The sequence below is a fragment of the Falsochrobactrum tianjinense genome (genome assembly GCF_019100495.1).
In the GTDB taxonomy this organism is placed as follows: domain Bacteria; phylum Pseudomonadota; class Alphaproteobacteria; order Rhizobiales; family Rhizobiaceae; genus Brucella; species Brucella tianjinense.
Genome location: NZ_JAHRVA010000006.1, coordinates 166,558 through 179,663, shown reverse-complemented (window position 1 = coordinate 179,663; position 13,106 = coordinate 166,558). Strand labels below are relative to the sequence as shown.

Below are 13,106 nucleotides of genomic sequence, written 5' to 3'. Positions count from 1 at the left end.
CGCGGACCTTGTTCCGAAAAGCACTTCATACTTTTTGGAAGGTGCTTTTGCCTGAAAAGGCTTTTGATTACGAAGGGCATCGCGTGACAACGCGGTGCCCTTCGTGTATCGGAACCGAACACTATTGATTGACCATCTTCTGCGGAGAACCCTCAATGCTAGTCAAGCCCACCTATAAACGTGTCCTTTTGAAAGCCTCGGGCGAGGCGCTGATGGGCGGTCAGGGTTTCGGCATTGATGTTTCGGTTTCTGATCGTATCGCCAGAGACATCAGCCAGGCGCGTGCGCTTGGCGTGGAAGTGGGCGTCGTGATCGGCGGCGGCAATATTTTTCGTGGGGTGGCTGTCGCCTCGAAGGGTGGCGACCGCGTGACGGGTGATCATATGGGCATGCTGGCGACCGTCATAAACTCACTGGCGCTGCGCACCTCGCTGCACAGGATCGGAGTGGACGCGGTGGTGCTTTCGGCAATTGCCATGCCGGAAATCTGCGAAAGCTTCTCGCAACGCAAGGCAACCGCCTATATGGACGAGGGCAAGGTCGTAATTTTCGCAGGCGGTACGGGCAATCCATTCTTCACGACCGACTCGGCCGCGGCATTGCGCGCGGCTGAAATCGGCGCGGATGCCCTTTTCAAGGGTACGCAGGTGGACGGTATCTATTCCGCCGACCCTAAAAAGGATCCGGAAGCGACCCGCTTCGACCGACTCACACACAAGGAAGTGCTTGATCGCGGGCTTGCTGTCATGGATACAGCGGCCGTCGCCCTTGCGCGTGAGAACGACATTCCGATAATAGTTTATTCTATCCATGAAAACGGCGGCTTGGCCGATATTTTGCAAGGCAAGGGGCGTTGCACGATCGTTTCAGATAATTGATCGTCAAACTTATTGTTGCCTTGCCGCGCACTGAAGGAGAACATGCATGAGCGATGTTTTTGACATCAACGACCTGAAGCGACGCATGGAAGGCGCAGTCAATGCGCTGAAACATGACCTTGGTGGTCTGCGTACGGGACGTGCTTCTGCAAGCTTGCTTGAGCCCATCACGATTGAAGCATACGGCTCCTCCATGCCGATTAATCAGGTCGCCAATATCACGGTTCCTGAATCGCGTATGCTGTCCGTCTCCGTATGGGACAAGAGCATGGTTGGTGCGGTCGAGCGGGCGATTCGCGATTCCGGTCTCGGTCTCAATCCGATCACGGACGGCATGACGCTTCGTATTCCGCTGCCCGAACTCAATGAGCAGCGCCGCAAGGAGCTGGTCAAGATCGCGCATCAATATGCCGAACAGGGCCGTATCGCCGCGCGTCATGTGCGCCGCGACGGTATGGACCAGTTGAAAAAGCTGGAGAAGGATAGCGAGATCAGTCAGGATGAAAGCCGGGTTCTGTCAGACAAGGTGCAGAAACTGACCGATGACACCATCGCCGAAATGGACAAGATCGTCACGGTCAAGGAAGGGGAGATCATGCAGGTCTAGAGCCTGCTGATCTCTATGAGGGAGAGTTCCGCCATGTCCGATCCGCGCCACATAGCCATTATCATGGATGGCAATGGCCGTTGGGCGAAGGCACGCGGGTTGCCGCGTAGCGCTGGTCACAGAGCCGGCGTCGAGGCCCTGCGCAACGTCGTAAGGGCTGCAGGCGATCGTGGTCTGGGCTTCCTCACCCTGTTTGCCTTTTCATCGGAGAACTGGTCGCGCCCCAGCGGCGAGGTCGGCGATCTGATGGGGCTGCTCAAGCTGTTTATCCGGCGCGATCTGGCGGAGCTTCACCGCAACAATGTTTGCGTGCGGATCATTGGCGAGCGGGAAGGGCTGGCGGCAGATATTCGCAGCCTGCTAGGCGAGGCTGAAGCGCTTACCCGCCGCAATGGCGGTCTCAATCTGATTATCGCGTTCAATTATGGCGCGCGTGACGAAATCGTACGCGCGGTACAAAGCATCGGGCGCGACATTGCTGCGGGCCTGCTCGATCCGTCATCGATTTCCTCTGAACTGATCTCGGCCAATCTCGATACGGCGGGGATTCCCGATCCCGATCTTATCATTCGTACGAGCGGCGAGATGCGGCTCTCGAATTTCCTTCTGTGGCAGGCGGCTTATTCGGAGTTTCTGTTCGTATCGTGCCACTGGCCCGACTTCACATCTACCGATCTGGATGCCGCCTATGAGGCGTTCCGTCAGCGAGAGCGCCGGTATGGCGGTATCGAGCAAGGCAAGTCAGAAGAATGCGAGACGATTGTCTCACGCCCTTCAGCCAAGGGAGCGGCGATCTAAGTTCAGCAAAAGCGGGAATCGCCCTCATGCGGCCAGTCCGCTCCGTCGAAAGGTCTCAATGTCCAATCTGCAAACCCGTATTCTGACCGCCACTATTCTGGGCGCTGTCGCTCTGTGGCTGACCTGGATCGGCGGGTTGGGGTTCAGCCTCTTTTCCATCGCTATCGGAGTGGCGATGTTTTACGAGTGGGTCGGATTAACAGCGACGAAACAGACGGCATTTTCCCGCATTTTCGGCTGGGGCTGGTTGATTATCACTTCGATTTCTCTAGTTCTGGATCACGGCGCCTTGCTGACGATTGGGGTGCTCATTGCCGGTTGTCTTGTGCTTTTGGCGACGCAATGGAAAACTGGTCGAGGCTGGACGGCAACCGGACTGTTCTATGCCGGGTTTTCAGCCATTTCTCTTTCTCTGTTGCGGGGCGACGAGCCGTTCGGCTTCATGGCGATCATTTTTCTTTTCGCTGTGGTCTGGTCGACTGATATTGCAGCCTATTTTACCGGGCGGGCTTTGGGTGGCCCGAAGCTCGCGCCACGCTTTTCGCCCAATAAAACCTGGTCCGGCGCTATCGGTGGCGCTGTAGCAGCGGTCGCGAGCGGTGTTCTGGTGGCGTCTCTTGCCGTTCCGTCAGGCAATTGGCTTGTGCCTTTGCTGGCGCTGCTTTTATCTGTTGTCTCGCAGATTGGAGATTTAGCGGAATCGTGGGTAAAGCGCCAGTTCGGTGCAAAGGATTCCGGACGCCTCCTGCCGGGGCATGGCGGGGTTCTTGACCGGGTGGACGGGCTTGTAGCTGCTGCCGCAGTTCTATACCTCTTTGGTGCTCTCATGGCGGAACCTGACGTTCCGTCCGCGATGTTTTTCAGTTTCTAAGTGTGTATGAATTTGTAGGAGTGGTAATTTGCAGGATGCACTGGCCTATTTTATCGGCAGCGAAAGCCTGCTTATAGGGACCATCATTCCGTTTCTTTTTGTGCTGACGGTCGTCGTTTTCGTACATGAAATGGGCCACTACCTGGTGGGCCGATGGTGTGGCATCGGGGCAAGTGCTTTCTCCATAGGATTCGGCCCTGAATTGATCGGCTTCACGGATCGACATGGAACGCGCTGGAAGCTTTCCGCGATTCCTCTGGGAGGTTATGTTAAGTTCATCGGTGACGAGAGCGCGACGAGTTCCCCTGTAGGCGTGGACAACGCCAAGCTAAGCGAAAAGGAGCGTGGCCGGGCGTTTCATACGCAGCCGGTCTGGAAGCGTGCCGCAACCGTCTTTGCCGGTCCTGCCTTTAATATCATTCTGACGATTGCAATTTTCAGCGTATTTTTTGCTCTTTACGGTCGGCAGATCGCGGATCCGCTCGTTGCCAGCGTACAGCCGAACAGTCCTGCAGCCGAAGCGGGATTTGAGCCGGGCGACCGTTTCGTGAGCGTTGAGGGCGAGAAGATCGTCACATTCGCCGATGTGCAGCGGGTCGTTTCGGGCCGTTCCGGCGACACGTTGCATTTCACCGTCGAGCGCGACGGGAAAATAGTCGATCTTGAAGCCGTGCCTGCGCTGGTCGAGCGAACCGATCCGCTGGGCAATAAGATCAGGTTGGGGGCGATCGGCGTGGAAACGACACAGGCAGTCGGCAATTTCCGTCGCGTTGAATACGGTCCGCTCGAATCAGTCGGGCAGGCGGTGGTCGAAACCGGCCATATCATTAGCCGCACTGGCGAATTCTTCAAACGCTTTGCCGCAGGGCGTGAAGACAAGTGCCAGCTCGGCGGGCCGGTGAAGATAGCCGATATGGCGAGCAAGGCTGCCAGTCAGGGGTTCGACTGGCTTATCCAGTTGACTGCCATGCTTTCCATCGGCATCGGGATTCTCAATCTGTTCCCATTGCCGCCGCTGGATGGGGGGCATCTCGTTTTCTATGCGGTGGAAGCGATCAAGGGCAGCCCCGTTTCTGGAGCCGCACAGGATATTTTTTATCGGGTGGGTTTCCTCTTTGTCATGGGATTCATGGGGTTCGTGCTTTTCAACGACCTGTTTGCCTGCTAGACAGCTTGCGGCTGGTGGGAGTTCGTTACGCTTGGAAGCCGAAACACGGGATCGTAAGGATGCTTTGTGTATGGCGAAAGCCACCCAAAGACGTTAATCAGAAGTGAACAATGGGAGCGAATACTCGAAAAGTGAAGCGATCTGTTTACCATAACAGCTGAATCGCGTGGCACGGATGCCACGCTCGTTGCTTAAGTAAACAGAATTTAACCACAGCGCTTGCTTGTATGGGAAAACCGGCTATTACGGTTTCATCCATGCGTGCTTTTCTGGGTAAATCGTCCCGGGGACAGACAGAAACGAAGGTTCGGAAAGCCTATGATGGCAAGTTCTAAATTCTTTGGCGCGGCTTCTGCGCTCGCCATGTCGGTGGCTCTTGTAGCTTCGGGTTCGGCTGCGCTTTCTTTGGCATCGGTCAATGTTGCCAAAGCCGCAGTTGTCAATCGTATCGAGGTGCGCGGCAATTCTCGTGTCGATGCGCAGACCATCCGGGACAATGTCGACATTCGTCCAGGTAAGGCATTCAGCAGCACCGATATCGATGCTGCGGTGAAGCGTCTTTTTGCAATGGGTCTGTTCTCCGATGTTCGTATTCATCAATCTGGCGGTTCGCTGATCGTACAGGTCAGTGAGCGCTCGGTTGTCAACAATGTGTTGTTCCAGGGCAACAAGAAGGTGAAGGATCCTGATCTCGCCCGGGCTGTTCAGTTGAAGCCGCGTTCGCCGTTCAATGCCGCGACCCTGGAATCGGACAAGGAAGCGATCAAGGCTGCCTATGCCCATGTCGGGCGCAGCGATGCGGTTGTGAATGCCCGTACCGTTGATCTCGGCCAGGGCCGCGTGAACGTGGTTTATGAAATCACGGAAGGCTCGCGCACGAAGATCGAGGATATCAACTTTGTCGGTAACAGCGCTTATAGTGCTCGCCGTTTGCGTGATGTCATTTCCACAAAGCGTTCGAACCCGCTTTCGTGGCTGACCCGTAACGACGTTTACGATGAGGGCCGTTTGCAGGCCGACGAAGAAATGCTGCGCCGCTTCTATTACAATCGTGGCTATGCTGATTTCCGCGTTCTTTCGTCCAATGCGGTTCTTGATCCGTCGACCAACGAATACACAATTACGATCACAGTCGATGAAGGGCAGCGTTATACGTTTGGCGATGTCGGCGTTGAAAGTACAGTCGAAGGTGTCGATACGCAGTCGCTCGAACATCTCGTTGAAACTCGTTCCGGCAAGCCTTACAGCGCGAAAGATATCGAAGATTCCGTTCTGGCGATCACCGAGAATGTTGCCGGAAGCGGTTATGCCTTCGCCAAGGTCGAACCCCGTGGCGACCGCGATTTCGAAAACCATACGATCTCGGTTGTTTACAGTGTCGATCAAGGACCGCGCGCCTATATTCAGCGCATTGAGGTTCGCGGTAACGATAAGACGCGCGATTTTGTGATCCGTCGCGAGTTCGACGTGAATGAGGGTGATGCCTTCAACCAGGTCATGGTGCAGCGCGCCAAGCGTCGTCTGGAAGCACTCGATTTCTTCCAGAGCGTCAATATTTCCACGGCTCCCGGTTCCGAGCCGGATCAAGTGGTGCTGGTTGTCGATGTCGTTGAGAAGTCGACTGGTGAATTCTCGATTGGTGGCGGTTACACTACCGGCGGCGAAACGCCTGGTGCCTCGGTTGAAGCTGCGGTTACAGAGCGTAACTTCCTCGGTCGCGGCCAGTATATCCGGATTAGTGCGGGTGCTGGTCAGGATGACATGCGCAATTACGGCCTGTCGTTTACTGAGCCATATTTCCTTGGCTATCGTATGTCCGCGGGCTTTGATGTCTTCCGCCGTTCTTATCGCGTGGATACGAGCGGTCGCTACGATGTGGAGCAAACCGGCGGTACCATTCGTTTCGGCTTGCCGATTACGGATAATTTCTCGGTCGGTCTCGCCTATAATCTTGTTCAGGAAAAATATGACCTGACTAGGACAATCAATGGAGAGCCTGATCCGGATTACTATGCGCCAGCGCTTATTGAAGCCGCAGAGCATAGCCCTTGGCTGCGTTCATCGGTCAGCTACTCGCTGACCTATAATTCCATCGATGATATGAAGAACCCGCGCGAAGGCCTCTATGGCAAGTTCACGCAGGAATTCGCAGGCCTTGGTGGCGACGCGAAGTATATGAAGACGACATTCAAGGGTAACTACTATACCACGCTTATGCAGGAAGCCGACATTATCGGCATGCTGGGGGCGGGAGCTGGTTATATCCATGAATTCGATAGCGACGGTGTTCGTATTTTCGATTTGTTCAAGAACAATTCGGACATTATCCGCGGCTTTAAATTCAACGGCATCGGCCCCTATCAGGATGCTGGCAATGGCAATCGCTACTGGCTGGGTGGCACGACCTACTTCAGCGGTACGGCTGAAATACAGTTCCCGATGCCGCTCATTCCTGAAAGTCTCGGTGTCCGTGGCGCTGTATTCGCTGATGCGGCCACTCTGTATGGAAATGATACAGCTGGTGCACTTGGCGATGACAAGAAGCTCCGCGCATCTGTTGGCCTCAGCCTGATGTGGGCTTCGCCGTTCGGTCCGTTGCGTTTTGACTATGCATTCCCGGTTGCGAAGGCTGATACCGACAAGGTTCAGAACTTTAACTTCGGTGTTTCGACCCGGTTCTAAGCATCTTCAGGAAAAGCAGATCCCGCTTTTCCATCTGGAAATGTGCAAAACAAGTAGTTAGAGTGGTTCTGAATTTTAGTTAAAGATGAACCACTCTGATAGATTTGCCTTTTCCCGGGGCAGTCATGCCCCGGGCAAGAAAGTGCTTTAATGGCAGATCCCATTTTCTTTAGGCCGTCGCGAGAACTCACGATTGGCGATGTCGCAGATTTTACCGGTGCAAGACTTCAAAACCCGAAGCTTGCGCCGCGTTCTGTTGTGCGTCTCGCCTCCCTGAGTGATGCAGGCGAGGATGCGCTGGTTTTTGTCGATGGCAAGAAAAATGCCCAATCTCTGGCGGATATAAAGGCGGCGGGTGTTCTATGCACGGAGGCGGTGGCGGATAATGTTCCTTCCCATATTGCCGCCCTTATCACTCGCAATCCGCATCGTGATTTCGCTTCGGTGGGGCGCATGCTTTTTCCAGCCTCGGCGCGGCCCGAAAGCTGGCTGGGCGAAAAGGGCGTTTCACCAGCAGCTTTTATCCATCCATCTGCGCAGATCGAAGATGGAGCCACGATTGAAGCGGGTGCGGTCATTGGCAAGGGCGCGAGTATCGGTTCCGGTACGCTGATCGCGGCAACAGCCGTAATCGGCGAGAGTTGCCAGGTCGGACGCGACAGTTATATCGCGCCAGGTGTGGCGGTCCAGCATGCGTTTATCGGAAACCGTGTGTCGCTGCATCCCGGTGTGCGCATTGGTCAAGACGGGTTCGGCTATGTGCCGGGTCCGGCAGGAATTGAAAAAGTACCGCAGCTTGGGCGCGTTATCATACAGGATGATGTAGAGATTGGCGCAAACACAACGGTTGATCGTGGAGCGCTTGCCGATACGATTATCGGCGAAGGCACCAAGATCGATAATCTTGTGCAGATTGCCCACAATGTGCGTATCGGTCGCTTCTGTCTTATCGCGGCACATTGCGGCATTTCCGGAAGCTGCACTATTGGCGACCAGACGATGCTTGGAGGGCGGGTCGGGCTTGCCGACCATCTGATCATCGGATCCGGGGTGCAGGTGGCAGCGGCAAGCGGCGTTATGAACGATATACCTGATGGTGAGCGCTGGGGGGGGATTCCCGCGCGCCCCATCAAGCAATGGTTTCGCGATATTGCGAACATCCGCAGCATCGGGCAATCAAGAAAGGAGCAGTCCTCAGATGAATGATATGAGGCAGAGGACGCTGGAAGCCGTTGATATTCAGGCAATTCTGTGCGCACTTCCACATCGTTATCCGTTTTTGTTGATTGATCGCATTATTGATATAGATGGCGATGAATCCGCGACGGGAATCAAGAACGTCACGATCAATGAGCCCCATTTTATGGGCCATTTCCCTAACAAGCCGATCATGCCTGGGGTTCTGATTATCGAAGCTATGGCGCAGACCGCAGGCGCAATCACGGTTCTCAATATGGGGGCCAATGCGCCGGGCGTCGTCTATTTCATGACAATCGACAAGGCAAAATTCCGTCGCCCGGTGGTTCCGGGAGATCAATTGCTTCTTCATGTGAAAAAAATGAAGCAGCGTGGAAATATCTCGAAATATGAATGTACGGCCGAGGTCGATGGCGTCAAGGTTGCCGAAGCTGAAGTCGCCGCCATGGTTGGCGTAGCTGAAGAAAAGCTGTGAGCACTTGATGCAAGAAACTTTCATTCACCCTACCGCTCTTGTGGAGCCAGGGGTCGAACTGGGGCAGGGCGCATCCGTCGGCCCTTTCTGCCATGTCCAGTCGGGCGCTGTCATTGGCGACAATTCCGAGCTGATGAGCCATGTTGTGGCGACAGGAGGCGTCAGGCTTGGGGCAGGCGCCAAGGTTTATCCGCATGCGGTTCTGGGTTGCGATCCGCAGAATGGCAAACATAAGGGTGGCCCGACGACGCTCGATGTAGGCGTTAATTGTCTTATTCGTGAAGGTGTCACCATGCATCGCGGTTCGGACAGCAGCCGTGGTTACACATCGATTGGCGATAATTGCCAGTTTCTGGCCTATGCGCATGTTGCGCATGATTGTGACATCGGTGACTATGTCACCTTCGCCAATAATGTGATGGTTGGCGGACATACGGTGATCGGTCACCACGCTATTCTGGGAGGCGGCGCGGCAGTTCATCAGTTCGTACGTGTCGGCCATCATGCCTTTGTCGGCGGAATGGCGGCGCTTGCTCATGATCTTATTCCCTACGGCAGCGCCATCGGTGTGCACGCCTATCTGGGGGGACTTAATATTATCGGCATGAAGCGTTCGGGCATGAAGCGTCAGGACATTCATAAGATGCGGCATGCGGTGCATATGCTGTTTGATCGCACAAAGCCGGTGCGTGAGCGCGCAAAAGACGTGTTGCAAACCATTCCGGATTCGGTTCCGGTTGCCGATCTGATCGCGTTTATTCTGGCCGATACAAAGCGGGCTTATTGTACGCCGCCGCTTGGCAATTCCATTGGCGGAGTCCCAGATGGTGACGACGATTGATAATGGTCAAGGCCCGGTAACGCACCCCCGTACGGCGATTATTGCGGGTAATGGTCTATTGCCGATCAGGGTGGCGGCAGCTTTGAAGGCGGATGGAAATCCGCCTTTTGTGCTTCCGCTACGTGGCGAAGCTGATTCTTCGCTTTACGAATATGACCATCAGGAAATCTCGGTGATGGATTTTGGGATGCTGATGGGCGCCATGCGCGAAGCAGGTGTTTCGCAGGTGGTTCTGGCTGGTGGGGTCCTCAACCGTCCCCATTTGAGCGACTTGAAATTCAACTGGCCGACCTTGCGGGCGGTTCCTTATGTATTGGGTGCGCTTGGCAAGGGAGACGATGCGCTTCTGCGTGCTTTCATGCGTTTGCTGGAGCGATTCGGTTTTGAAATGGTCGGCGCGCATGAAGTGGTACCCGATCTTCTTTCCCCGGCTCCTGCCCGTTATCTTACACATTTGCGGCCCGATGCACGGGCGCGCAAAAATGTTCTGCTTGCCATGGAAGCTGCCCTACGGCTTGGCGATCTTGATGTAGGGCAGGGCGCGATTGCAGCGGGAGGTCGCGTGATCGCATTGGAAGGAGCCGAAGGCACCGATCTCATGATCGAGCGTGTTTACGAGCTTCGCCAAGCCGGAAGGATATCCAAACGAGGCGGCGTCCTTGTCAAAATGGCAAAGCCGCGACAGGATGAGCGGGCTGATCTGCCCGCCATAGGCCCATCGACGGTGGAAAACGCCGCGCGCGCGGGCCTGTCGGGAATCGCTCTTGAAGCGGGGCGCACGTTCATTCTTGGCTTCGGTGAGACGATTGCTGCGGCAAATGAAAAAGGCATTTTCATAGAGACCATCAGTCGAGAGGGGAAGGACCCGGCAGAGTGAGCAAAACCAGTCGGCCATTGAAAATAGCGATCGTGGCCGGAGAGGAATCCGGCGATCTTCTCGGCGCCGATCTCATCGACGCCCTGCGTCGTCAAACAGACCGGCTGGTGGATATTGTCGGGGTTGGCGGCGATCATCTGGCGCAACGGGGTCTGAAAAGCTTCTTTGATCCGCATGAAATTGCATTGATGGGACTGGGAGCGGTCCTCAAGAACCTGCCGGGGCTGGTTCTGCGCATTCGGCAGACGGCGCGGGAAATCGTTGCCGAAAAACCCGACTGCGTTCTGCTGATCGATAGTCCCGACTTTACGCATCGTGTCGCCAGGAAAATCCGGGCGGCCGATTCTTCAATTCCCATCGTCAAGTATATTGCTCCGAGCGTTTGGGCCTGGCGCCCGCAACGCGCCAGCGCCATGCGATCCTATGTCGACCATGTGCTGACTGTGCTGCCGTTCGAGGTCGAGGTGATGAGGAGGCTCAATGGGCCGCAATCGACCTATGTCGGCCACAGGTTGAGCAGCTATGAGCCGATAGTTGCGACGCAGGCAGAACAACTGGCCATCGAACCACAGCGCTGGAATGACGATACGCGCCGCTTGCTGCTCTTGCCGGGGTCACGCCGGTCGGAAATCCAGATGCTCATGGAGCCGTTCGGCAAGACTATCGCAGAACTGGCCACACGCATCGACAAGCTTGAGCTCATCTTGCCCACCTTGCCCCGCATTGAGGCAATGGTGCGCGATCTTTCACGCGATTGGGCCGTCAAGCCGCTGATCGTGGTAGGCGACGATGCAAAATGGCAGGCTTTCTCTCGCGCAGACGCCGCGCTGGCTGCGTCGGGCACGGTCTCGCTCGAACTCGCCTTGTCACGCATTCCGACGGTTCTTTGCTACAAGGCAGACTGGTTCGCACGCCAGTTTCTCGTATCGAAAATCACAATCTGGAGTGCGGCGCTTCCCAATATCATTGCCGATAAGCCTGTCGTTCCCGAATTTTTTAATGAATTCGTCAGGGCAGGCATGCTGGCGCGCCAGATGGAACAACTGATGCGTCCCGGCTCAGCACGACAAGCACAACTGGACGGTTTCGATAAAGTGGCGTCACTCATGACGACGCAGCGGCCATCTGGAGAAATCGGCGCGGGGATTCTGCTTGATCTTGCTGAGAATGGCAGAAAGCGTTGAAACAAAGAGACAGAGCGCATTGCACTTCATAAAAAAGCCCGGCAGTTTTTCTGCCGGGCTTTTTTATTACTGCGAAGAGAACTGATTATCTGCGCTTTGCAACCGGTACATAATCGCGTTCTGGCGAACCCGTATAGAGCTGGCGTGGGCGACCGATCTTCTGCTGCGGGTCTTCGACCATTTCCTTCCACTGTGCGACCCAGCCGACGGTACGGGCGAGAGCGAACAGGACCGTGAACATTTCGGTGGGGAAGCCGAGCGCCTTCAGCGTGATACCGGAATAGAAGTCGATGTTCGGATAGAGTTTCTTTTCGATGAAATATTCATCGGTCAGAGCGATCTTCTCGAGTTCCATTGCGACGTCGAGCAGCGGATCGTCCTTGATGCCGAGTTCGCCGAGCACTTCGTGGCAGGTCTTCTGCATGATCTTGGCGCGCGGATCATAGTTTTTGTAGACACGGTGTCCGAAGCCCATCAGGCGGAACGGATCGTCCTTATCTTTCGCACGCGCGATATACTCAGGAATACGGTCGACCGAGCCTATTTCCGCGAGCATGTTGAGGGCTGCTTCATTTGCACCGCCATGTGCCGGACCCCAGAGGCAGGCTACACCAGCAGCGATACAGGCAAATGGATTGGCGCCCGAAGAACCGGCGAGGCGAACGGTGGAGGTGGAAGCGTTCTGTTCGTGGTCGGCATGGAGGATGAAAATGCGATCCATGGCGCGGGCGAGAACAGGATTGACCTTATATTCCTCACACGGAACGGCGAAGCACATATGCAGGAAGTTCGACGCGAAATCGAGGTCGTTCTTTGGATACATGAAAGGCTGGCCGATATGATACTTATGGGCCATTGCGGCAAGCGTTGGCAGCTTGGCGACCAGACGGATGGAGGCCACCATGCGCTGATGCGGGTCGGTGATATCGGTCGAGTCATGATAGAAAGCGGACATTGCGCCGACACAGCCGACAATGATGGCCATAGGGTGAGCATCACGACGGAAACCGGTGAAAAATTTCGTCATCTGCTCATGGATCATCGTATGACGAGTCACGCGATAATCGAAATCGGCCTTCTGGGTTGCGGTTGGCAATTCGCCATATAGAAGCAGATAGCAGGTTTCGAGGAAGTCGCCATGTTCGGCGAGTTGATCGATCGGATAGCCGCGATAAAGCAAAATGCCTTCGTCGCCGTCGATATAGGTTATTTTGGATTCGCACGACGCGGTGGAAGTGAAACCCGGATCGTAAGTGAAGGCATTGGTATTCTTGTAAAGCGGACCGATCTCGACGACGTCCGGCCCGACAGTGCCTTGTCGTACGGGCAGGTCGAACGTTTTGCCGTCGAGGGTAAAGCTTGCTGTCTTATCTGACATCCTGTTTCCTTTCGTGTCCACTTGGCCGCTTATGCAACGGCAGAATTCTAATCGTCGTTATAACTTGTCTTCCATTTAATCGAGAATTTGTCACCCGACAGAAAACTCCGCATCAGAGCATTATCCTGACGATTTCGCTCGCCAAACTAT

Annotated in this window: 12 protein-coding genes; 11 read left to right on the top strand and 1 reads right to left on the bottom strand. The window is 55.2% G+C overall.

Annotated features, from left to right (window positions below; genetic code table 11):
• The first annotated feature begins 155 nt into the window (after positions 1-155).
• The 11 genes from pyrH (at position 156) to lpxB (ending at position 11,578) form a co-directional block, all read left to right on the top strand.
• Positions 156-878, top strand: a complete 723-nt coding sequence (pyrH, locus tag KUG47_RS13995; protein ID WP_217678595.1) for a UMP kinase — start codon at positions 156-158, stop codon at positions 876-878.
• A gap of 46 nt (positions 879-924) precedes the next feature.
• The gene (gene frr / locus KUG47_RS13990; protein WP_217678594.1) at positions 925-1,485 is read left to right on the top strand and encodes a ribosome recycling factor; all 561 of its coding nucleotides are present in this window, start codon (positions 925-927) and stop codon (positions 1,483-1,485) included.
• 33 nt (positions 1,486-1,518) lie between these two features.
• The gene (locus KUG47_RS13985) at positions 1,519-2,283 is read left to right on the top strand and encodes an isoprenyl transferase (protein WP_254799565.1); all 765 of its coding nucleotides are present in this window, start codon (positions 1,519-1,521) and stop codon (positions 2,281-2,283) included.
• A gap of 58 nt (positions 2,284-2,341) precedes the next feature.
• Positions 2,342-3,154 (top strand): phosphatidate cytidylyltransferase, encoded by an 813-nt coding sequence (locus tag KUG47_RS13980; RefSeq protein ID WP_217678592.1) that lies wholly within the window; start codon positions 2,342-2,344, stop codon positions 3,152-3,154.
• A gap of 28 nt (positions 3,155-3,182) precedes the next feature.
• Positions 3,183-4,322 (top strand): RIP metalloprotease RseP, encoded by a 1,140-nt coding sequence (gene rseP, locus KUG47_RS13975; RefSeq protein WP_217678591.1) that lies wholly within the window; start codon positions 3,183-3,185, stop codon positions 4,320-4,322.
• Between the two features lie 318 nt (positions 4,323-4,640).
• On the top strand, positions 4,641-7,004 hold the full coding sequence (bamA, locus tag KUG47_RS13970; RefSeq protein WP_217678590.1) for an outer membrane protein assembly factor BamA: 2,364 nt from the start codon (positions 4,641-4,643) through the stop codon (positions 7,002-7,004).
• 150 nt (positions 7,005-7,154) lie between these two features.
• Entirely contained in the window at positions 7,155-8,210 is a 1,056-nt protein-coding gene (gene lpxD / locus KUG47_RS13965; RefSeq protein WP_217678589.1) for a UDP-3-O-(3-hydroxymyristoyl)glucosamine N-acyltransferase, read from the top strand.
• Complete coding sequence (gene fabZ / locus KUG47_RS13960) at positions 8,203-8,676, top strand: 3-hydroxyacyl-ACP dehydratase FabZ (protein WP_217678588.1); 474 nt, start codon at positions 8,203-8,205, stop codon at positions 8,674-8,676. The genes lpxD and fabZ overlap by 8 nt, the downstream gene beginning before the upstream one ends.
• A gap of 7 nt (positions 8,677-8,683) precedes the next feature.
• Positions 8,684-9,517: an acyl-ACP--UDP-N-acetylglucosamine O-acyltransferase gene (gene lpxA / locus KUG47_RS13955; RefSeq protein WP_217678587.1), complete on the top strand. Its 834-nt coding sequence runs from the start codon at positions 8,684-8,686 to the stop codon at positions 9,515-9,517.
• Complete coding sequence (locus KUG47_RS13950) at positions 9,501-10,394, top strand: LpxI family protein (protein WP_217678586.1); 894 nt, start codon at positions 9,501-9,503, stop codon at positions 10,392-10,394. Before lpxA ends, KUG47_RS13950 begins: the two co-directional genes overlap by 17 nt.
• Positions 10,391-11,578 carry a lipid-A-disaccharide synthase gene (gene lpxB / locus KUG47_RS13945; protein WP_217678585.1) on the top strand — a complete coding sequence of 396 codons (1,188 nt, stop codon included), beginning with the start codon at positions 10,391-10,393 and terminating at the stop codon, positions 11,576-11,578. Before KUG47_RS13950 ends, lpxB begins: the two co-directional genes overlap by 4 nt.
• Positions 11,579-11,663: 85 nt before the next feature.
• On the opposite strand, the gene gltA is transcribed toward lpxB, so the two are convergent.
• Positions 11,664-12,956, bottom strand: coding sequence for a citrate synthase (gene gltA / locus KUG47_RS13940; protein WP_217678584.1), 1,293 nt, complete (start codon positions 12,954-12,956; stop codon positions 11,664-11,666).
• Between the last annotated feature and the right edge of the window lie 150 nt (positions 12,957-13,106).